The sequence below is a fragment of the Arthrobacter sp. 05T47 genome (assembly GCF_056395825.1).
Window position 1 is genome coordinate 14,281 of the sequence record NZ_JBFTKG010000026.1, and the last position, 20,801, is coordinate 35,081.

At 67.8% G+C, this 20,801-nt stretch carries 20 protein-coding genes and 1 riboswitch; of the genes, 4 read left to right on the forward strand and 16 right to left on the reverse strand.

All coding sequences use genetic code 11. The features are described from left to right. Positions 1–10: 10 nt before the first annotated feature. The 11 genes from lepB (AC1DEY_RS16550) to AC1DEY_RS16600 all read right to left on the reverse strand — a co-directional run bounded on the left by lepB (AC1DEY_RS16550) (position 11) and on the right by AC1DEY_RS16600 (position 8,307). Entirely contained in the window at positions 11–1,039 is a 1,029-nt protein-coding gene (gene lepB / locus AC1DEY_RS16550) for a signal peptidase I (protein ID WP_476868919.1), read from the reverse strand. Further along, a complete protein-coding gene (gene lepB / locus AC1DEY_RS16555) occupies positions 1,040–1,720 on the reverse strand; it encodes a signal peptidase I (RefSeq protein WP_476868920.1) in 681 nt (226 codons plus the stop codon). It abuts the gene before it with no gap. Between the two features lie 107 nt (positions 1,721–1,827). Then, the gene (gene rplS, locus AC1DEY_RS16560) at positions 1,828–2,187 is read right to left on the reverse strand and encodes a 50S ribosomal protein L19 (RefSeq protein WP_441407644.1); all 360 of its coding nucleotides are present in this window, start codon (positions 2,185–2,187) and stop codon (positions 1,828–1,830) included. A 234-nt stretch (positions 2,188–2,421) separates the two neighbouring features. Further along, positions 2,422–3,291, reverse strand: coding sequence for a tRNA (guanosine(37)-N1)-methyltransferase TrmD (trmD, locus tag AC1DEY_RS16565; RefSeq protein ID WP_476868921.1), 870 nt, complete (start codon positions 3,289–3,291; stop codon positions 2,422–2,424). Then, on the reverse strand, positions 3,292–3,879 hold the full coding sequence (rimM, locus tag AC1DEY_RS16570) for a ribosome maturation factor RimM (protein ID WP_476868922.1): 588 nt from the start codon (positions 3,877–3,879) through the stop codon (positions 3,292–3,294). A 135-nt stretch (positions 3,880–4,014) separates the two neighbouring features. Beyond that, complete coding sequence (locus AC1DEY_RS16575) at positions 4,015–4,257, reverse strand: RNA-binding protein (protein ID WP_476868923.1); 243 nt, start codon at positions 4,255–4,257, stop codon at positions 4,015–4,017. A 1-nt stretch (position 4,258) separates the two neighbouring features. Next, entirely contained in the window at positions 4,259–4,684 is a 426-nt protein-coding gene (gene rpsP / locus AC1DEY_RS16580; protein ID WP_026266438.1) for a 30S ribosomal protein S16, read from the reverse strand. Positions 4,685–4,902: 218 nt separating this feature from the next. After that, positions 4,903–5,340: a hypothetical protein gene (locus AC1DEY_RS16585; protein WP_476868924.1), complete on the reverse strand. Its 438-nt coding sequence runs from the start codon at positions 5,338–5,340 to the stop codon at positions 4,903–4,905. A gap of 424 nt (positions 5,341–5,764) precedes the next feature. Further along, positions 5,765–6,640 carry a VOC family protein gene (locus AC1DEY_RS16590; RefSeq protein WP_476868925.1) on the reverse strand — a complete coding sequence of 292 codons (876 nt, stop codon included), beginning with the start codon at positions 6,638–6,640 and terminating at the stop codon, positions 5,765–5,767. An 80-nt stretch (positions 6,641–6,720) separates the two neighbouring features. Beyond that, positions 6,721–7,803, reverse strand: coding sequence for an amidohydrolase family protein (locus AC1DEY_RS16595; RefSeq protein ID WP_476868926.1), 1,083 nt, complete (start codon positions 7,801–7,803; stop codon positions 6,721–6,723). A 3-nt stretch (positions 7,804–7,806) separates the two neighbouring features. Beyond that, on the reverse strand, positions 7,807–8,307 hold the full coding sequence (locus tag AC1DEY_RS16600; protein WP_476868927.1) for a GNAT family N-acetyltransferase: 501 nt from the start codon (positions 8,305–8,307) through the stop codon (positions 7,807–7,809). A 77-nt stretch (positions 8,308–8,384) separates the two neighbouring features. Then, positions 8,385–8,492: riboswitch (TPP riboswitch) on the forward strand. Between AC1DEY_RS16600 and thiC the strand changes: the two genes are divergently transcribed. After that, positions 8,488–10,308 carry a phosphomethylpyrimidine synthase ThiC gene (gene thiC / locus AC1DEY_RS16605; RefSeq protein WP_476868928.1) on the forward strand — a complete coding sequence of 607 codons (1,821 nt, stop codon included), beginning with the start codon at positions 8,488–8,490 and terminating at the stop codon, positions 10,306–10,308. It overlaps the preceding riboswitch by 5 nt. Here thiC and AC1DEY_RS16610 read toward each other — a convergent pair. Continuing rightward, a complete protein-coding gene (locus AC1DEY_RS16610) occupies positions 10,305–11,039 on the reverse strand; it encodes an alpha/beta fold hydrolase (protein ID WP_476868929.1) in 735 nt (244 codons plus the stop codon). The two genes, thiC and AC1DEY_RS16610, sit on opposite strands and share 4 nt — an antisense overlap. A gap of 70 nt (positions 11,040–11,109) precedes the next feature. Then, positions 11,110–12,699, reverse strand: coding sequence for a signal recognition particle protein (gene ffh, locus AC1DEY_RS16615; RefSeq protein WP_476868930.1), 1,590 nt, complete (start codon positions 12,697–12,699; stop codon positions 11,110–11,112). Between the two features lie 152 nt (positions 12,700–12,851). Here ffh and AC1DEY_RS16620 point away from each other — a divergent pair, with 152 nt between their 5' ends. Continuing rightward, positions 12,852–14,240 carry a glucose-6-phosphate dehydrogenase gene (locus AC1DEY_RS16620; RefSeq protein WP_476868931.1) on the forward strand — a complete coding sequence of 463 codons (1,389 nt, stop codon included), beginning with the start codon at positions 12,852–12,854 and terminating at the stop codon, positions 14,238–14,240. A 129-nt stretch (positions 14,241–14,369) separates the two neighbouring features. On the opposite strand, the gene AC1DEY_RS16625 is transcribed toward AC1DEY_RS16620, so the two are convergent. Together AC1DEY_RS16625 and AC1DEY_RS16630 are read right to left on the reverse strand one after the other, a co-directional pair. Then, positions 14,370–14,708 (reverse strand): P-II family nitrogen regulator, encoded by a 339-nt coding sequence (locus tag AC1DEY_RS16625; protein WP_028276847.1) that lies wholly within the window; start codon positions 14,706–14,708, stop codon positions 14,370–14,372. Beyond that, on the reverse strand, positions 14,705–16,075 hold the full coding sequence (locus AC1DEY_RS16630; protein WP_476868932.1) for an ammonium transporter: 1,371 nt from the start codon (positions 16,073–16,075) through the stop codon (positions 14,705–14,707). Before AC1DEY_RS16630 ends, AC1DEY_RS16625 begins: the two co-directional genes overlap by 4 nt. A gap of 248 nt (positions 16,076–16,323) precedes the next feature. Here AC1DEY_RS16630 and AC1DEY_RS16635 point away from each other — a divergent pair, with 248 nt between their 5' ends. Continuing rightward, positions 16,324–17,574 (forward strand): MFS transporter, encoded by a 1,251-nt coding sequence (locus AC1DEY_RS16635; RefSeq protein WP_476868933.1) that lies wholly within the window; start codon positions 16,324–16,326, stop codon positions 17,572–17,574. Between the two features lie 161 nt (positions 17,575–17,735). Further along, the gene (locus tag AC1DEY_RS16640; RefSeq protein WP_476868934.1) at positions 17,736–19,448 is read left to right on the forward strand and encodes a hypothetical protein; all 1,713 of its coding nucleotides are present in this window, start codon (positions 17,736–17,738) and stop codon (positions 19,446–19,448) included. A gap of 98 nt (positions 19,449–19,546) precedes the next feature. On the opposite strand, the gene ftsY is transcribed toward AC1DEY_RS16640, so the two are convergent. Beyond that, positions 19,547–20,764 carry a signal recognition particle-docking protein FtsY gene (ftsY, locus tag AC1DEY_RS16645; protein WP_476868935.1) on the reverse strand — a complete coding sequence of 406 codons (1,218 nt, stop codon included), beginning with the start codon at positions 20,762–20,764 and terminating at the stop codon, positions 19,547–19,549. Positions 20,765–20,801 lie beyond the last annotated feature (37 nt).

A 20,801-nucleotide genomic window follows, 5' to 3' on the forward strand; every position in this document is an offset into this window, starting at 1 on the left:
GGCGGGAGGCTTACTTTCCGTTCGGGGCCGGCACGCTGCGGAAGACGTTCGGATAGTTGTCGAGCGCGGACATCCTGTTCAGCGGCCAGGCGATGACGGCGGCTTTGCCTTCGATGTCGGACTCGTTGACGAAGCCGCCGTTGGTGTCCATGTGGGCGCGGGAATCCGCGGAGTGGTTGCGGTTGTCGCCCATGACCCAGACCTTGCCCGCGGGCACGACGACGTCGAAGTCTTTGACCTGGGGAATCTCCGCGGCGTTGATGTAGGTCTCGTCCAGCGGCGTGCCGTTGACGGTGAGCTGGCCGCCGGCGTCGCAGCAAACCACGTGGTCGCCGGGGAGGCCGATGACGCGCTTGACGAGGTGCTGTTCGGAGTTGTCCGGCAGCAGGCCGACAAAGGTCAGGCCGTCCTGCACCCAGGTGAACGGGCCCTTCGTCTTCTCCGCTGCGGGGGCCAGCCAGCCCTGGCTGTCCCGGAACACCACGACGTCCCCGCGTTGGAGCGCCATGGGCTCGGGCACGAGGAGGTTGACGAAGATGCGGTCGTTCACGTCCAGGGTGTTGACCATGGATTCAGACGGGATGTAGAAGGCCCGGAACAGGAAGGTCTTGATCAGGAAGGACAGCACGATCGCCACGATGACTACTGTGGCAACCTCCTTCAGCCACAGGAACAACGGGCTGTGCCCTTCACGGGCTTGCGCCCTCCGTGCCCGCCGGGAGGATGGCTCGGCGTGGGCGGGCCCGGAGGGCCGCTCCCTGCCGCTCCGATCAGCCCGCCGCGCTCCGGCGCTTTCGCCCTGCGACGGCCCAGGCGGCGACGYCGGCGCAACAGCCGGCRCAGCACCGTCACCGTTTCCTGCMACCGCACCTGCACCCTGGCSGGCTTCCGCMCCGGCGKCGGGCTCGTCCGCGACCCGYGCCTGCGGCAGCCGGGTGGTGGGGTGTTCCGCCGGCTCGTCCCCGGGAATCGCCGAGGCRGTAACCCGGGGTCCGTCCTGGCCCTGCGGATCAGGAGTGCGCGGTTCGGTYTCGGGCATCTACTGTCCGTTCGTCGTCGTCGTTGTCGCGGCYGGTTCGGGCCGCGCTACTGCTGCAAATCTATCAAGCGGCCAGATGATCTGTACCGGCCTGCCGATCACGCGTTCCAGCGGCACCATSCCGCCGCCKGGGGCGCCGAGGAGGCTCCGGGAATCGGCCGACATGGAGCGGTGGTCCCCCATCAGCCAAAGCCGCCCGGCCGGCACCTCAACACTGAATTTCATYTCGCTCGGGGTGTCCCCCGGGTACACATAGGGTTCCGCAACTTGCTGGCCGTTGACTGTGAGCCGGCCGCCGGCGTCGCAGCACACCACGCGGTCGCCGGGCAGTCCAATGACGCGCTTGACGTAKGTYGTGTCGCTGCCCGCGAGGCCAAGCCAGTGTCCGGCGTCGGMGAKGGCATCCACGACGGGGCCGTTGCCRCTGTTGAGCGGGGCGAAGGAGCCGCGGCCGTCGAAGACGACGATGTCTCCCCGGCCCAGGGGCTCAGCCTGGAAACCGGTGCGCGCCACCACGATCCGGTCCCCGGTGMGCAGCAGCGGTTCCATGGARGCGGACGGGATGAAGTAGATGTCCAGCCACAGCGAGCGGACCACAGCGCTGATGGCCACGGCGAGCACCAGGGCCAGCAACGCAAAACGCCAGCCCGGTTTCCTGGGCTGGCGTTTTGGCTGTTCCATGTTCCGTATCCCCTGGCGCTGTTGTGAACTAATGTGCGCTGTTGCGGATAGTTCCGGCAACAAGCCGGGGACGGTCCGTGGACCCGCGGTAAAAGTCCCGGAGGGACTTACTTGCCGGTCTGGAAGTCSCGCTTTTCCTTGATCTTCGCGGCCTTACCACGCAGGTTACGCATGTAGTAAAGCTTGGCGCGGCGCACGTCACCCTTGGAGACGAGCTCGACCTTGTCGATGATCGGGGAGTGCACCGGGAAGGTACGCTCTACGCCGACACCGAAGGAGACCTTGCGGACGGTGAAGGTTTCGCGGACGCCATCGCCCTGGCGGCCCAGGACGAAGCCCTGGAAGACCTGGACGCGGGAATTCTTGCCTTCGATGATGTTCACGTGAACCTTGATGGTGTCACCCGCGCGGAACTCGGGAACATCGGTGCGCAGCGAGGCTGCATCTACGGAATCGAGGATATGCATTGATCCACTCCTGGTGAACGCCACAGGTCACTCACGTTGGGTTACGGCGGTCAAGCCCGGGAGCCTTGGCCGCCCGGAAATTCCGCCGAAAGTTTGTCGATCCGGCCCTGTCAGGAATAGACGGGACCGGGGTGCCCGGCTGTTGGCAGCGCTCCCCCTGTGGCAGGTTCGCGACCCAGCAGGCACAAGKMCTAATTTTGCCACATTTTCTGCGGGTTAGCCCAATCCCGGCGGTTAGGCGTCGGGACGGCGCACCAGGTGGCCGTCGACGACGTCGTACCCCAGGTCCGCGAACGCCGTGCGGTCCGCGCGGGGCAGCTTGCCGGCGTCGAACTCCGCAAGGAGGTCGGGGCGGCGTTCGGCGGTGCGCCGGTACTGTTCGTGCCGGCGCCACTGGGCGATCTTGCCGTGGTTGCCACTGAGCAACACCGCCGGGACGTCACGGTCCCGCCAGCTGGAGGGCTTGGTGTAGACGGGGTACTCGAGCAACCCGTCCGAGTGGGACTCCTCCACGAGGGACTCGGGGTTGCCGACGACGCCGGGCAGCAGCCGCCCGATGGCCTCCACCATGGCCAGCACGGCGACTTCGCCGCCGTTGAGCACGTAGTCCCCCAGGCTCATGGGCCGGACGGTGAAGTGGTCCGCGGCCCATTCCAGGACCCGCTCATCGATACCCTCGTACCGGCCGCAGGCGAAGACCAGCTGGTCCTCCTCGGCGAGTTCGTGGGCTGTGGCCTGGGTGAACCGCTCCCCCGCCGGCGACGGGACAATGAGCACGGGCTTGCCGGCGGACCCGACTTCCCCGGCGTCGTTGGCTTCGGTGGCTTCGTTGGCATGTTCGCCGGCAGCGTCTGTGCCTTCGGCGCGCCCGGCGGCCACGAGGGCTACGGCGGTGAGCGCCTGCGCCCAYGGCTCGGGCTTCATGACCATGCCGGCTCCGCCGCCGTAGGGGGTGTCATCCACCGTCCGGTGCCGGTCGGTGGTGAACTCGCGCAGGTCATGGACCCTCAAGTCCAGCAGGCCGTCCTGGCGGGCCTTGCCGATCAGCGACAGTTCCAGCGGGGCCAGGTACTCCGGAAAGATGCTGACGACGTCGATTCTCATCTACGCGTTGCCCTGCTCGTCGAGGTCCCCGGCGGATGCGCCCTGCGCTTCGGGCTTCTGCTGCTCGGGCGCCTCGTCGGTGTTGACCTCGAACAGTCCGGGCGGCGGGGTGACGAGGACGTACTTTTCGCCCACGTTGACCTCGGGGACGATCTGCTCGACGAACGGGATCAGGACTTCCGCGCCCTCGGCCGTGGTGACCACCAGCAGGTCCTGGACCGGCAAGGTGTGCAGCGCGGAGACCTTGCCGACGACGCTGCCGCCGACCCGGACCTCCAGGCCCACGAGCTCGTGCTCGTACCAGCCCTCATCGTCGTCGTCGGCGCCGATGTCCTCGGTTTCGATGAAAAGTTTCGCCCCGCGCAGGCCCTCTGCCTCGTTGCGGGTCTCAATCTCATCGAAGGCCAGCAGCAGGATGTCTTTGTTCCAGCGGGCGCTGAACACCGTCAGCGGCCCGGCCGAGGCAGGCTCCACGATGAACTTCGTGCCGGGGACAAAGCGGTCGCCGGGCGCGTCGGTGAGCACCTGGACGGTCACTTCGCCGCGGATGCCGTGGGGCTTGCCGATTCGTGCCACCTGGAGCTGCATCTGTTCCTCTGTTCGGGGTTGGTGAATCTGTACTGCTGGTGCGTAAATACAGGAAAGTAATAGGGGAAAACAGTCCGGCCCCTCCACCGTTATCTGGTGAAGGGGCCGGACTTAAGACAAGTACTGCTGAACGCGTTACCGGCGGCGGTCGGTGTCGACGACGTCGACCCTGACCGRCTCGCCGTCCGCCAGCGCCGCAACCACAGTGCGCAATGCGCGTGCGGTCCGGCCCTGCCGGCCGATCACCCGTCCGAGGTCGTCCTGATGAACGCGCACCTCGAGGGTTTCCCCGCGGCGGTTGTTCTTCGCACTGACCTTGACGTCCTCGGGGCTGTCAACAATCCCGCGGACCAGGTGTTCGAGCGCTTCTGCCAGCAATTTACTCAGCCTCGGTGGTCTCTGCTTCGGCGGCGTCGGCGGGAGCCTCGGCAGCTTCGTCCTTCTTGGCCTTCTTGGTGATGGCTTCCGGGATGATCACGGAACCCTTTTCCGGGGTAACGAAGGCAGCCTTGGGAGCCTTGGTCTTCAAGGTTCCCTCCTGGCCGGGSAGACCCTTGAACTTCTGCCAGTCACCGGTGATCTTGAGGATCGCGGCAACCTGCTCGGACGGCTGTGCGCCGACGCCGAGCCAGTACTGGGCACGGTCCGTGTCGACCTCGATGTACGAGGGCTCTTCGGTCGGGTGGTACTTGCCGATCTCTTCGATGGCACGGCCATCACGCTTGGAGCGTGAGTCCATGACGACGATGCGGTAGTACGGTGCGCGCATCTTACCGAAGCGCTTAAGGCGAATCTTTACGGCCACTTTTGTGGTCACTCCTGTTTCTGAAACGGGGTCGAGCCCGGCGTTCTGCACCCGTGGGGCGGGCCGTACTTGGGGGTTCTAAAGGACAAGATCCGGACGCGGAGAGAGGGGCCACGCAGATCGAGTACCTGTTCATTGTGCCAGATCACCGGCAGGATTTCGACTTGACACGGGCCCAGCCCGGCGGAACGGGTCCTGCAGGGGGCGATCCGGGCCGGTCAGGAGGTCCAGACGTAGAGACCGGACTTGGTGGCGGGGTCCACTCCGGCGGCGAGCTCGGCGATCCGGCGGACATAGCCCCGGGCCGCGTCCGGACCGAAGGGCATGTCCTCCTCGGCGGCCCAGTTGGCCGCGACGTCCTCGAGGACGTCCCCTTCCCCTTCGGTTTCGTAGCTGAGCAGCTCCGCCAGCGTGCGGATCATCGCGGCGGGCACGCCAAGCAGCGAGTCGCTGGCCACGTCAACCATCGCCAGTTCGTAGTCCGCGCCGGGGGCGTGCACGGCCACGCCGGCGAGGTCGCCCAGCCGCTCCACCTCAAAGTCACTGATGTCCGGGATGCGAACGGCCTCCGGCGTGGCCGGGCCGCCGCCTTCGAGTGCGCCGGCGCGCTTGAGGGCTCCTTCGTGGGTGGACACAAAGATTTCGGTGAATCCCATGCAGCTCGTCCTTAGGGTTCGGCGGTACGTGGTCCGCTGTTTTCGCACGTCACTTCAGCCTAGCGCTTCGGCCCGGCTGCGCCTGGACTGGACATGCCCTCCGCTGGCCGCGGCCAATGGACATAGCGGCACTATGTCCACTCGTGGCCACGGCAAATGGACATGTCCCGCGGCCCGGCCAGCCACACGGGGACACGGGACACGGGGACACGCCCACTGCTGGCCCCGGCCACGCGCCCGGGCTGGCCCTGACACGCCGCCACCTCCCGCGGATATGCCCTCCGCTCGCCCCGGCCAATGGACATATAGGCGCTGTGTCCACTGGTGGCAGCGGCAAATGGACATGTCCCTCGGCCCGGCCAGCCGGATGGGGACATGTCCACCTCTGGCCCACTGCGCTGGGCAAGTCCCTCAGGGCTCGGACTTAGCGAACCGCGACGCGGATCCGGTTGCGCCAGGGGTCCTCGAAGCGCAGCTCGGCGCCGGTGTGGTGCGAGTCGACGCCGGCGGCTTGGAGCCGCTCCGCCAGGGCTCCGACGTCGTCGCCGGACGGCACTTCGATCAGCACCTCGCCCAGGCCCAGCGTGTCGCGCCGGGGGCCGGCACCGCGGCTGTTCCACACGTTCATGGCCATGTGGTGGTGGTAGCCGCCGGCCGAGACGAACAATGCCTGACCGTGCCAGCCCGCGGTCTTCTCGAAGCCGAGCGTGCCGACATAGAACTCTTGCGCCGACGCGACGTCGCCCACCTGCAGGTGGACATGCCCGACGCCGGCGGCGGCCTCGCGCTGGCCGGCCACGGACGCCTCGGTCAGGTGCTGCTGCAGGTAACGCTGCGGCGGCAGGGCGAGGCTGTCCATGACGACGTTCTTGCCCTCCCAGGACCAAGCCTCCCGCGGCCGGTCCCAGTAAAGCTCGATGCCGTTGCCTTCGGGGTCGTTGAAGTAGAAGGCCTCACTGACGAGGTGGTCCGCGCTGCCAGTGAAGGACTGGGGCTCGTACTGGGCGGCGCTGGCGATGGTGGCCGCCAGGGAGTGCTGGTCCTCGAAGAGCAGGGCGGTGTGGAACAGCCCGGCCTCGCCACGGGAGGGCAGGTTCAGGCCCGGCGCGGGGGCCAGATGGACCAGCGSTTTCTGCCGGCGGCCAAGGTAGAGCCCGCCGTCCTGTTCGGCCACCGCCTCCAAGCCGAGGGCGCGCTGGTAGTAATCGGTCATGAGCTTCATGTCGCCGACCTTGAGCATCACGGTGCCCATGGTGAGTTCGGCAGGGAGGAGGTCCTGGGTGCTGGCTTCTGCGGTCATTGAAACGCTCCGGTGTTCTGGGGCCACCGGCTCTCGGTGACCTGTCATAGAGTTAAATTACTTGAAGCTTCAATTTATTCCTAGCGGATGAGGTGGCCGCGCAACACAATGTGCTTGAGTTGCCGCAGCGTCGCCGGATTTTTCCGCGGATCCTCTGGCGTGACCAGGACATCGGCGCTTGCGGCTTCGCCGATGGAGTCCGCGCCGAGCCASGTCCTCGCGGACCAGCTCGCRGYGTCGAGGGCGGCRGCGGCGGGMAGGCCGGCTGCGTGCAGGGCCTGGATCTCGTCGACAATCCGGCCGTGGCTGATGACRCTGCCGGCGTCGGTSCCGGCATAGATGGCCAGCCCGGCCTCGTRGGCTTCGAGGACCCGCTCGGCGCGCCGCTCCCACAGCGAGCGCATRTGGGCGGCRTAGCGSGGAAACTTGGCCTCCGCCCGCGCCGCGATGTCCGGGAACGTGGCGATGTTGATCAGGGTGGGCACGATCGGGACGCCCTGTTCGAGGAAGCGCGGCAGGTGCCGCGGCAGCAATCCGGTGGCGTGCTCGATGCAGTCGATCCCGGCGTCGAGCATGTCATCCAGGGTGTTTTCGGCGAAGCAGTGCGCGGTGACGCGGGCCCCTTCATCGTGGGCGGCCTGGATGGCGTCCTTGACCGTGCGGGCCGGAAAGCTGGCGGCGAGGTCGCCGACGTCGCGGTCGATCCAGTCCCCCACCAGCTTGACCCAGCCATCGCCTGCACGGGCCTGCTTCCGTACGGCCTCGACGAGATCGCCGGGCTCGACCTCGACGGCCAGGCCGCGCAGGTAGCGCCGGGCCCTGGCGATGTGCCGGCCGGAGCGGATGATCCGGGGAAGGTCCTGGCGCTGCTGGAGCCAGCGGGTGTCGTGGACGGCGCCGGCATCGCGGACCAGCAGCGTCCCGGCGTCGCGGTCCGCCAGGGCTTGGGATTCMGCGGTGGCCTCGGAGACGTCCCCGCCCGGGCCAAGGCCGATGTGGCAGTGTGCGTCCACGARCCCGGGCAKGACCCAGCCGTCCAGCACGCGGTCCGGCGCGTCGGCGGGACGGTCGAAGGTCAGCAGGCCGTCCACCGCCCAGAGCCCGCGGCGTTCCTGGTCCGCCGCGGTGAGGATGGGGCCGGTGAACTCGATGATGCTGGTCATGGCCTACAGCCTAATCCGCATGACGATCCGCCGGCCCAGCCCATCCAGGCCCAGTTGCGCTTCGTGGATCCGCAGGGCGSCCAATGCCGGCCCCGGCTCGGCGAGTTCCTCAAAGCCGCAGCTTGCGTAAAACGGGGCATTGAACGGAACGTCCGCGAAAGTGCACAGCGTCATCCATGCATAGCCCCGGCCSCGGGCCGCGTCGATGGCCGMGTGAACCAAGGACCGCCCAATCCCCCGTCCGGCAGAGTCCGGATGTACGGAGAGTTGTTCCAGGTGGGCCTGGCTGCCGACTTCGTCCACGCGGGCGAATCCCACAGGCGGGCTTCCGGCGACCAGTACGAAGAGCGGCTCAACCGGCGTCGTCATTTCCGGGGACGGGAGCGCCTGGTTCCCCAATGCCGCTTCAAGGAGGCGGTCGGCCGCGGCCTCGAGAACCGGCAGCGCCGCGAGGTCTTCCGGCGTCGCCGTCCTGGTGCGGGGCACGGSCCYGGGCAGAGTCACWATTCCACGCTAACACTGCCGCCTGGCCGGKTGCCGTCACACTCGGCAGGCTTCCRGWGGGCCTGTGGTAGCTTCGTYTACGACCACACGGGTGCCCTTGCAGGGGCTGAGATCGGGCTAGCGCAGCCTGCGACCGTTGAACCTGTCCGGGTAATGCCGGCGAAGGAAGTGAGTAATCCTTTGAGCACCACAGAAACACAGCACAGCCCTGCCCAAAAGAAGCCAGCAGTCACTACCCAGTCGCTGAAGTCCCACTCGCTGGCCTTCACCGCGGATCCGGAGCACGGCATCCGCGTCCCGGTGACCGAGATCGCCCTGGAACCCTCCCCGGGCGGTGTCGCGAACGCTCCGTTCCGGGTCTACCGCACGGCCGGCCCGGGCAGCGATCCGGTCCGCGGGCTGGAGCCGTTCCGGGCTCCCTGGATCGAGGCGAGGGCGGACACCGAACCCTACGCCGGCCGGGAACGGGAGCTTCTCGATGACGGCAAGTCGGCGGTCCGCCGGGGTGCGGCGTCGGCCGAATGGCAGGGCGGGCGCCCGGTGCCGCGCCGCGCCGTCGAGGGCAGGACCGTCACGCAGATGCGCTACGCCCGCGACGGCGTCATCACCCAGGAAATGCGGTTCGTCGCGCTGCGCGAGAACTGCGATGTGGAGCTGGTGCGCAGCGAGGTGGCCGCGGGCCGCGCGATCATTCCTAACAACGTCAACCACCCCGAATCGGAGCCGATGATCATCGGCAAGGCGTTCCTGGTGAAAATCAACGCCAACATCGGCAACTCGGCCGTGACCAGCTCCATCGCCGAGGAGGTCGACAAACTCCAGTGGGCCACGCAGTGGGGCGCGGACACGGTGATGGACCTCTCCACCGGTGATGACATCCACACCACGCGCGAGTGGATCATCCGCAACTCCCCCGTGCCCATCGGCACCGTCCCGATCTACCAGGCGCTGGAGAAGGTCAACGGTGAGGCCAACGCCCTAACCTGGGAGATCTTCCGGGACACCGTGATCGAACAGTGCGAGCAGGGCGTGGACTACATGACCATCCACGCCGGGGTGCTGCTGCGCTATGTGCCCCTGACGGCCAACCGGGTCACCGGCATCGTCTCCCGCGGCGGCTCCATCATGGCCGGCTGGTGCCTGGCGCACCACCAGGAGAACTTCCTGTACACCCACTTCGACGAGCTGTGCGRAATCTTCGCGAAGTACGACGTCGCGTTCTCCCTGGGTGACGGGCTGCGGCCCGGCGCGACGGCGGATGCCAACGACGCGGCGCAGTTCGCCGAGCTGGACACCCTGGCCGAGCTCACGCAGCGGGCCTGGGAGTTCGATGTGCAGGTCATGGTGGAGGGTCCCGGGCACGTGCCCTTCCACCTGGTCCGGGAAAACGTGGAACGCCAGCAGGAACTCTGCAAGGGCGCACCCTTCTATACGCTCGGGCCGCTGGTCACCGACATTGCGCCCGGTTATGACCACATCACCTCGGCGATCGGCGCCACCGAGATTGCCCGCTTTGGCACCGCCATGCTCTGCTACGTCACGCCCAAGGAGCATCTCGGGCTGCCGAACAAGGATGACGTGAAGACCGGGGTGATCACGTACAAGATCGCCGCCCATGCCGCCGACCTCGCCAAGGGCCACCCCGGCGYCCACGARCGAGACGACGCSCTSTCCAAGGCGCGGTTYGAGTTCCGCTGGCGGGACCAGTTCGCCCTGTCCCTYGACCCGGTGACGGCCGAGGCCTTCCACGACGAGACGCTTCCCGCGGAGCCGGCCAAAACCGCGCACTTCTGCTCGATGTGCGGTCCCAAGTTCTGCTCCATGCGGATCAGCCAGGACATCCGGGATGAGTACGGTACCGGCAACTATGGTTCTGTCGATTCGCAGGCTGCCCTGGCGCAGATGGCGGCCGGGATGCGGGCGAAGAGCAGCGAGTTCCTCGCCTCCGGCGGCAAGGTCTACCTGCCGGAGCCTGCCGTGGGCGGACCGACAGCGTCCTAGCAGGCCCGGGCGTGCTGGTGCCGGCTGACCTCGGCGATGAACGATCGGATCGTCCGGTCGCCGTCCGTTGAATCCTGGGGCCGGTGCCCGCCCGCGGCCGTGCGGTGCAGGGCGCCGGTCTCGCGCAGGTAGCCGGCGATTTCCTCATACAGCGGTTCCCAGCCKCCGGTSAGGACCAGCGTCGGSACGCCCGGSACGATTTGCAGCGGCGCCTCCCACGGCGGGGCCTGCARCCKCAGCCGGCGCGCCGCGCGGAGCGCCTCCGGCGTCGTGGCCCCCGGGGCCTCGGCCGCGAACGCGCGGCGGATGAACTCGCGCTGGAAGTCCTCGTCGCTGAGGTTGTGCCGGACATCGTAGAGCGGCTGCATAAGGGCCCGGTGCGCGGCGGTGGCCGGGAGTTCCGCGGTCAAGGACAGGCAGGCCGGCTCCACCAGGGTCAGCGACTGGACGAGGTCGGGCCGTTCGACGGCGGCCATCATGGCGGCGATGGCGCCCTGCGAATGGGCCACCACATGGCCGCCGGCCTCGCCGCGGCCATCGTCCGCCAGCGAGGCGAGCACGATGGCGGCGTCGGCGGCGAAGTTGGTTTCCAGCGGTTCCGCGACGGCATCAAAACCGTGCCTCCGCAGGAACAGGGCGTCGTAGTCCAGCGCCATTCCGTGCTGCTTGGGCCAAGCGGCGGCGCCGAAGCTGCCATCCCCGTGGACGAAGACTACGCGCTGCTTGAACATTGTCTAACCCTATGGCACATCAGTGCTGATGCCGCCGGCGACACAGTCCCGGCGGCATCAGCAGCTGCAGCTACTTGCTGCCGCCGAGGAACTTGTCGAAGCCCTTGGGCAGGTTCAGCTGGGACGGATCGAASTCGCCGCCCTGCTGGCCGAACGACGCTCCGGTGGGCAGGGCCTTGGCGCCGGCGGCACGCCGGGCCTCGGCGTCGCGCAGTTCCTGCGCGGCCTTGGCCGGGTTGCCGGAGCGTGCCTTCTTCTTGGGCGCGGATTTGGCTCCCTTGCGGGCACCGCCCCCGCCGCCCATCCCGGGCATCCCCGGCATTCCGGGCATGCCGCCGCCGGCAGCCATCTTCTTCATCATCTTCTGGGCCTGGGCGAAGCGCTCCAGCAGGCCGTTGACCTCGGAGACGTGCACGCCCGAGCCGCGGGCGATGCGGGCCCGGCGCGAGCCGTTGATGATCTTCGGGGCCACGCGCTCGTGCGGGGTCATGGAGCGGACAATGGCCTCGACCCGGTCGATCTCGCGCTCGTCGAACTGCTCGAGCTGCTGCCGGATGTTCTGCGCACCCGGCATCATCATGAGCATTTTCTTCATGGAGCCCATGTTGCGGATCTGCTGCATCTGGGCGAGGAAGTCATCGAGCGTGAAGTCTTCCTGGTCGGCGAATTTCTTCGCCATCCGGGCCGCTTCGTCCTTGTCCCAGGACTTCTCGGCCTGTTCGATCAGGGTGAGCACGTCACCCATGTCCAGGATGCGCGAGGCCATCCGGTCCGGGTGGAAGAGCTCGAAGTCGTCCACGCCTTCGCCGGTGGACGCGAACATGACCGGCTTGCCGGTCACCGATGCGACGGACAGCGCGGCACCGCCGCGGGCGTCGCCGTCGAGCTTGGACAGCACGATGCCGGTGAAGTTGACGCCTTCGTCGAAGGCCAGGGCGGTGTTGACGGCGTCCTGGCCGATCATGGAGTCGATCACGAACAGGACTTCGTTGGGGACGATCGCGCGGCGGATCTGGCGCGCCTGCTCCATCATGTCCGCGTCGACGCCGAGACGGCCGGCGGTGTCCACGATCACGACGTCGTGCAGGGTGCGTTTGGCTTCCTCGACGCCGGCACGGGCGACGGCGACCGGGTCACCGGCGGGGTGGTCCAGTTCGGTGGAGGTGGCACCCGGGTGCGGGGCGAACACGGGAACGCCGGCGCGCTGGCCGACCACCTGCAGCTGGGTGACGGCGTTGGGGCGCTGGAGGTCACAGGCCACCAGCATGGGGCTGTGACCCTGGGACTTGAGCCACTTGGACAGCTTGCCGGCCAGGGTGGTCTTACCGGCACCCTGGAGACCGGCCAGCATGATGATGGTGGGGCCGGTCTTGGCCAGGCGGATCCGGCGGGTCTCGCCGCCGAGGATCTCGACGAGTTCCTCGTTGACGATCTTCACGATCTGCTGGCTCGGGTTCAGCGCCCCGGAGACCTCGGCGCCGAGGGCACGCTCGCGCACGCGGCCGGTGAACTCCCGGACCACGGGCACAGCGACGTCGGCGTCCAGAAGGGCACGCCGGATCTCGCGGACTGTGGCGTCAACGTCCGCCTCGGTCAGGCGGCCCTTGCCACGCAGATTCTTGAAGGTTGCTGTCAACCGGTCAGAGAGTGAATTGAACACGCGCCGTGCACTTCTTTCAGTGGATGTACAGGTGGCGGCCGGTGCGGCACGCCAGCGTCGCGACTGGTGTTCGCCTGGGCGAACCGCCACGACAACAGGACTCGACTATCTAGGGTACCAAGATGCGCCTTCAAGATGGCATGCTGGCTTAGGTGACCAGCCAAACAACTGTAAAAACCCTGCTCATCCTGGGCGCCTCCGGCGATCTTACCGGCAGGCTCCTGTTGCCGGGGCTGGCCCGCCTGGTGGCCCGGGGCCGCGCCGACGGCCTCACCCTGGCCGGAGCCGGATCGGACCCCTGGACGCCGGAGCAGTGGCTGGGCCGCGTCGAGGACTGCTTCGCGGACGAGGACGCCCAGGCCGACGCCCACGGCAAGCGGGAACTCAAGCGGATCCGGCAGGACAGCACCTACCACCAGCTCGATGTCACGGCCGAGGGCCAGCTCGCCGGGCTGCTGGCCCGGCTGGAGGGCCCCGTGGCCGTCTATTTCGCCCTCCCGCCGCGTGTCAGCCAGCTCGCGTGCGAAGCGCTCGCGCCGGAGGACGTGCCCGCGGGAACCCGGCTGGTCATGGAGAAACCGTTCGGCTCGGACGAGCAATCCGCACGGCACCTGAACAGGACGCTGGCCGCACTGGTCCCGGAGGACCACATCCACCGGGTGGACCACTTCCTCGGCAAGGCCACGGTCCTGAACATCCTGGGCCTGCGCTTCGCGAACACCTTCCTGGAGCCGGTGTGGAACCGGCAGCACATCGAAAAGATCGAGATCATTTTCGATGAGGACCTCGCCCTCGAGGGCCGCGCCCGCTACTACGACGGCGCCGGGGCCCTCCGCGACATGATCCAGAGCCACCTGCTGCAGATCATGGCCCTCATGGCCATCGAGCCGCCGGCCTCCGTGGACGAACGCGACCTCCGCGATGCCGTGGCCACGGTGCTGCGGGCCAGCAGCATCCAGGCCCCGTACCGCCAAAGCACCCGCCGGGCACGGTACACCGCGGGTTCGATCGACGGCCGGAAAATTCCGGACTACACCAAGGAGGACGGCGTGGACGCGGCCCGGGGCACCGAGACCCTGGCCGAGGTTCAGGTGCAGATCGGGAACTGGCGCTGGCAGGGCGTGCCGTTCATCCTCCGCTCGGGCAAGGCACTGGGCAAGAAACGCAAGGAGGCCGTGGTGACCTTCCGGCCGGTGCCGCACCTGCCCAAGGGCTTCACCGGTGTGGACGCCCCCAACCAGCTGCGGATCGGTTTTGGCCCGGACACCCTGCAGTTCGACGTCGACGTGAACGGCCCGGGCGATGTCCTGAGCCTGGACCGGGCCACGCTGCAGGCCGAGCTGAGCGCCTCCGGGCTCCTCCCTTACGGCGAAGTGCTCGAGGGCGTCCTGACCGGTGACCCGCTGCTCTCGGTGCGGGCCGATACGGCCGAGGACTGCTGGCGCATCCTGGCGCCGGTGCTGAAGTCCTGGACCGCGGGGCACGTCCCGCTGGAGGAATACCCGGCCGGGACCGCGGGCCCGGACGGCTGGCCGGCCTAGCAGTGAGGAACAACTAGCAGAAACCCCCAGCAGCGGACACGACAAAGCGGGCCGGATGCCTCAGGCATCCGGCCCGCAGTGTCAGCGCCGCGTTATCTGTTCCCAGTACCGGGGCGGAGCGGGGAGCAGCTAGATCGCTGCCGAACCGCGCTCTCCGGTGCGGACCCTGACAGCCTCGAACACATCCATCGTCCAGACCTTGCCGTCGCCGGCCCGGCCGGTATTCGAACTGGCGATGATGACATCGAGGATGTCGTCCGCCTGTTCGTCGGTGGCCAGGACTTCGACCCGGATCTTGGGCAGGAGGTCCACGTTGTACTCGGCGCCGCGGTACACCTCGGTGTAGCCGCGCTGCCGGCCGTAGCCGCTGGCTGCGCTGACGGTGAGGCCCTGCACACCGTAGGCTTCCAGGCCTTCGCGGATAGCCTCAAGCTTTTCCGGACGGACGATTGCTGTGATCAGTTTCATGCCCCCACACTTTCCTTACCCGTTGCGTTGTGCTTGCCGTTGGACGAGACGTCCACCGGCGTTTCGGAGACTGTGTCTTCCTCCACCTGCGGCTTGCCGGTGATCAGTTCGTGCAGCGGCTGGAAGCTGCCGCCGTGCCCGCCGACGCCGAACTCGTAAGCGGTCTCTGCGTGCAGGCTCAGGTCCACACCGACGACTTCCTGTTCCTGGGAGACCCGGAAGCCCATGAGCTTGTGGATCGGGAAGGCGATGATGAAGGTCATGACGGCTGTGAAGGCGATGGCCATCAGGGCCGCGAGGGTCTGGGCAACCAGCTGCGTGGTGCCGCCGCCGTAGAACAGGCCCGCAGCGCCCTGGGTCGGGGTGGCGAGGAAGCCGATCGCCACGGTGCCGATGACACCGGAGACGAGGTGGACGCCGACGACGTCGAGCGAGTCGTCGTAGCCGAACTTGAACTTCAGGCCGACGGCGAGGGCGGAGGCCAGACCGGCCACGACGCCGAGGGCGATCGCGCCGAGCGGGGAGACGTTGGCGCAGGCCGGGGTGATGGCGACGAGGCCGGCGACCACGCCGGAGGCTGCACCGAGCGAAGTCGGGTGACCGTCACGGTAGCGTTCCACGGCGAGCCAGCCGAGCATGGCGGCGGCCGGGGCGGCCAGGGTGTTGATCCAGATCAGGCCGGCCTGCTCCACGGTCGCAGCGGCACCGGCGTTGAAGCCGAACCAGCCGAACCACAGGATGGCGGCGCCGAGCATGACGAACGGAATGTTGTGCGGGCGGTGGTTCGGGTCCTTGCCGAAGCCCTTGCGGTTGCCGATGATCAGGACCAGGATCAGGCCCGCGACGCCGGCGTTGATGTGGACCACGGTGCCACCGGCGAAGTCGATGACCGGCGCGAACGTCTGGCCGAACCAGCCGCTGGCGGAAAACAGCCCGCCGCCCCACACCATGAACGCGAGAGGTGCGTAGACGAGGGTGGCCCAGATGGGGGTGAAGACCACCCAGGCGGAGAACTTGGCGCGGTCAGCGACGGCGCCGGAGATCAGGGCCACCGTGATGATCGCGAAGGTGGCTGCGTAGCCGACCTTGAGCAGATCAGCAGGTTCGGTGAACCCGTGCAGTCCGAAGTGGCTGAACGGGTTGGCGAAGATCTGGAAGAAGTTGTCCTCGTTGCTCGTAGCCATCGAAGCGCCCCACAGGACCCACATGATGCCCACGGTTCCAATGGCGACGAAGCTCATCATCATCATGTTCAAAGCCGACTTGGCGCGAGTCATGCCGCCGTAGAAGAATGCCAGGCCCGGGGTCATGAACAGCACGAGTGCCGCGGCGACCAGGAGCCAAACGAGACCTGCGGTGAGTTCCATGGTCTACGTCCTCTCTTGCAATAGGTGCGGACTAGTCCGCCGGTCCCAACGCATTATTTGCGTTCTACAACGAGTTTCGCGGGGCTGTGTTTCGCTGGCGGAGGATTTAGATTGCCGGGTTGTTACAAGAACCTCCCGGACGTAAATGGTGCATCTCACACTTGTTACGGTTATGTTTCATCGGTTTAATTCCGCGCTTGAAAGAMCCGCCGCCAGCCGGCCCCGTATCAGCCAAGGACGAACGCATCATGAGCAACACCTCCCGCCCCGCCGGCGAAGCCGCAGCCACGGTTCCCTCCCCGGACCCGGGGCGCTCCCGGCTGCCCCGGGACATCAAGGTGATGTTGGTGGCGGCGTTCCTGATCGCCATCGGTTTTGGCCTCGTCGCACCCGTTCTCCCGCAGTTCGCCACCACGTTCGACGTCGGCGCGACGGCGGCCGCCGTGATCGTGAGCATCTTCGCGTTCATGCGGCTCGTCTTCGCCCCGGCGGGCGGCGCCCTGATCGTGAAGCTGGGCGAACGGCCCGTCTACGTCGCGGGCCTGCTGATCGTGGCGGCGTCGACGGCGGCGTGCGCGTTCGCCCAGGACTACTGGCAGTTGCTGGTCTTCCGCGGCCTGGGCGGGGCGGGCTCGGTGATGTTCACGGTGGCGTCGATGGCGCTCGTGGTCCGGCTCGCGCCGCCGGAAAGCCGCGGCCGGGTCTCCGGGGCCTACGCCTCAGCGTTCCTGATCGGCAACGTCTGCGGCCCGATCGTGGGCGGCCTGCTCGCCAGTTTTGGCCTGCGGGTGCCGTTCCTTGCGTACGCGGCGGCCCTGGTGCTGGCGGCCCTCGTGGTGCAGACCCAGCTCAGCCACGTCCCGGCCGCCTCGCGCCAGGCCGGAGCGAAGGCCCCGGCGATGGAACTCAAGGACGCGCTGCGGGACAGCGCCTACCGGGCCGGCCTGTTTTCGAGCTTCGCCAACGGCTGGGCCACCTTCGGCGTGCGGATGGCCACGGTGCCGCTCTTCGCCGTCGTGGCGCTTGGCGCGGGCCCGGAATCGGCTGGCTGGGCCCTGGCCGTGTTTGCCGGCGGAAACGCGGTGGCCCTGACGTTCTCCGGCCGCCTCGCGGACACCCTGGGCCGCAAGCCGCTGCTGCTGGCCGGGCTGCTGGTTACCGGCACGGCCACCGCGGCCATCGGGTTCACGCACCAGTTGCCCTGGTTCCTGCTCGCCTCCGCGTGTGCCGGGATCGGCTCCGGGCTGCTGGGCCCGGCCCAGCAGGCCGCCATCGCGGACGTGATCGGCAACGAGCGCTCCGGCGGCCGCGTCCTCGCGGTCTTCCAGATGGCCTCCGACAGCGGGGCGATTGTGGGGCCAGTGGTGGCGGGGCTGCTGGCGGACCGGCTGGGCTACGGATGGGCCTTCGGGGTCACCGGCGGCATGCTGTTGGCCGCCGCCGCCGTGTGGTTGCCGGCCCGCGAAACGTTCCGCCGGCTGGCCCCGGACCCCGCCTGACCTGCGGCGTTGCCGCCACGGGTCCGAAGTGCAGGGAGCCGCGTCCACGACCCTGTCCAGATACTTGTCCTGGACCTTGCTCCGGACGTTCCGGTCAGCGGCGGCCGCCGCCCTTGGCTAAGCTGGGGGCACGTGCCACAATCTTCCGGAGGTAATCCCCCATGGCCAGATTCGACTCTTCCCCCGGGAAAGCCGATAGCCCCAACCCCGCCGATCCCGCGAACGCGGGACGATCCGCAGGAAAAACAGCGGGGAAAAGGAAGCGCGCACGGCTGATCGCCGGCGCCGGAATCGTCGCCGTCGTCGCCGCAGCGGCGGTGCTGGCTCCAATCGCCCTCGGCAACCCGGCGCCCACCCCGCCGGCCGCTTCCGAACCGGCGCAGTCCACCCCGGCGCCCACTCCCGCCGAGGTGGGACCCGCGGTCACCTCCTACCAGCAGCCGGGTCCGCCGGCCGGGTCGCCTCTGGAAAAAGTTGAGCCCCTCAAGCTCGACGTCTCCAACGACCTTGTGGGCACCTCCCTGAACAAGGGCCTGACGGGAATTTCCCTGGAGGCCACGGACCTGGCCGACCCCGATCTCAGCAGCGGCAACGCGTCGATGGTCAAGCTCCTCAAGGAGATCGACCAGCCCGTCCTGCGCTTCGGCGGCAACGCCGTGGACCGGCGCTTCTTCTGGACCTCCACGGGCGAGGCTGTCCCCGGTGACTACAAGGGCGACAAGACGCACCCGGTCAAGGCCGTCGGCCCGGCAGACCTGGCCCGGCTAAAGACCCTGCTGGAGGCCAGCGACGCCAAGGTCAGCCTCACGGTGGACCTTGGCCATTACAACCCGGCCCGGGCCGCGGACATGGTCAAGAACGCCTCGGAGATCTTCGGCGACCGGCTGCTGAGCATCACGGTGGGCAACGAGCCCAACGGCTTCGTCTTCAACGACGTCAAGACCGGCAGCGGCTACAGCCTGGAGCAGTACGTCCGGGAACTGAAGGACTACGCCAACGCCATCTATGCCGTGGCCCCCAACGTGCCGATCTCCGGGCCAGGCGCCTATGACCAGAAGTGGTGGCAGCCGTTCATCGATGCGGACATTCCGCAGAAAAAGATCCTGTCGTTCCATAACTACCCGCTCTACAGCTGTGACGGCAGTGACCCCAAGGGCTCGCCCACCATGGCCAACCTGATGAGCCAGCTGATGCACGACCGTGCCGCTGACTATCAGCAGTCGGCCATCAAGGTCGGACAGGCCGCGGGCCTGGAAACCTGGCTCCCGGAAACCGGGATCGCAGCCTGCCCCGGCTCCAACGAGACATCCCGCACCCACGCCTCGGCCCTGTGGGCGGCTGACTATTCCCTCAATGCCGCCCAGCTGGGCATCACCCGGATTGGCTTCCACAGCTCCCTGCTCACGTGCAAGGGCGGCCCGCCCCTGTCCGCCATCTGCAGCGCCGGCGCTTACCCGTTCGGCAATGGCCAGATGTCCGGTCGCGCGAACTTCTTCGGCATCTCCATGGTGGCCGAGCTCGAGGCCGGCAAGTTCATGAAGCTGAACAGCTCCGGAGGCGGCCTGGCGTTCAGCTATGCGCTGCAGAACGCTGACGGCAGCACCAGCGTGGTGATCGTCAACGAAAACGACCCCGAAAAGGCCGCGCAGACCGACGTCACCCTGAACCTGCCGGGCAAGCCGGTGACCGGAACAATGACCCAGCTCAGCGGCCCCAGCTACAAGGCTGAGGACCAGACCGTCATCGACGGCGCCAAGACCGAGCCGACGCCCCTCGCCAAACGTGCCACGGTGCCCGGGTTCGCGTACAAGTCCCAGGCGCAGCAGTTCAAGCTGACCGCGGGAACAGTGACGGTTCTGAACTTCAAGTACTAGCCGCTGCAAGGCAATTACTTCAAGGAAATAAAGTGTGCCCCGGTCCTTCTGAAGGACCGGGGCACTCTTTGTTGCCCAGCGTGTTGTTGCCCAGCGTGCTAGTTCAGCAGCGCATCCACGAAGCCTTCGGCGTCGAACGGCGCGAGGTCGTCGGCGCCTTCGCCCAGGCCGATCAGCTTCACCGGGACGCCGAGGGACTTCTGGATGGCGACGACGATGCCGCCCTTGGCGGTGCCGTCCAGCTTGGTCAGGACGATCCCGGTGATGTTGACCACCTCGGAGAACACCCGGGCCTGGTTGAGCCCGTTCTGGCCGGTGGTGGCGTCCAGGACCAGCAGCACCTCGTCGACTTCGGCAAGCTTTTCGATGACGCGCTTGACCTTGCTGAGCTCGTCCATGAGGCCCACCTTGTTCTGCAGGCGCCCCGCGGTGTCGATCATGACCACGTCGACTTCCTGGTCGATGCCGGCCTTGACGGCCTCGTAGGCCACCGAGGCCGGGTCGGCACCGTCGATGTCCGACTTCACGGTGGGCACGCCGACGCGCGAGCCCCACGTGGCCAGCTGCTCGGAGGCGGCGGCCCGGAAGGTGTCCGCGGCGCCCAGCAGCACGTCCTTGTCCTCGGCTACCAGCACGCGGGCGAGCTTGCCCACGGTGGTGGTCTTGCCGACGCCGTTGACGCCCACCACCATCATGACGGCAGGCTTGCCGTCATGCCGCTCGATGTTCAGGCTGCGGTCCATGGTGGGGTCCACGAGCTTGATCAGTTCCTCGCGGAGCAGGGCCTTGACGTGCTCGGGGTCCCGCGTGCCGATCACCTTGACGCGTTCGCGGAGGGCGTCCACGAGCTGCATGGTCGGCTCGGTACCGAGGTCGGCCAGCAGGAGGGTTTCCTCGACTTCATCCCAGACGTTTTCGTCGATCTTGTCCGCCGAGAGCAGGGCCAGCAGTCCCTTGCCCAGGACGTTGTTGGACTTGACCAGCCGCTCGCGCAGCCGGGCGAGGCGTCCGGCCACCGGCAGCGGGGTTTCGACGGGCACGGTTTCCAGGCCGGCGGCGTCGTCCGGAACCTCGACAACTTCGGTTTCGTCCAGCCCGACGGAGTCCGGCGCGGTCCTTGCCGGTGCCGCCGGCGCAGGCGCGGGACGGTCCTCCACCAGCGTTCCGGCCCCCGGAGCCTGCACGGGGTCGTTTTCGTCCCGCGTGCCGAGATACTTCCTGGTGGTCTTCCGGGTCTTCATAAGCACCGGGATCAGCAGGCCGAGGACCACCAGGACAGCGAGAATGGGCAGAATAATGGGGAGGATGTCGTTCACTCCCCTAGCTTCTCACAAACCCCAAATGGGCCGTGGC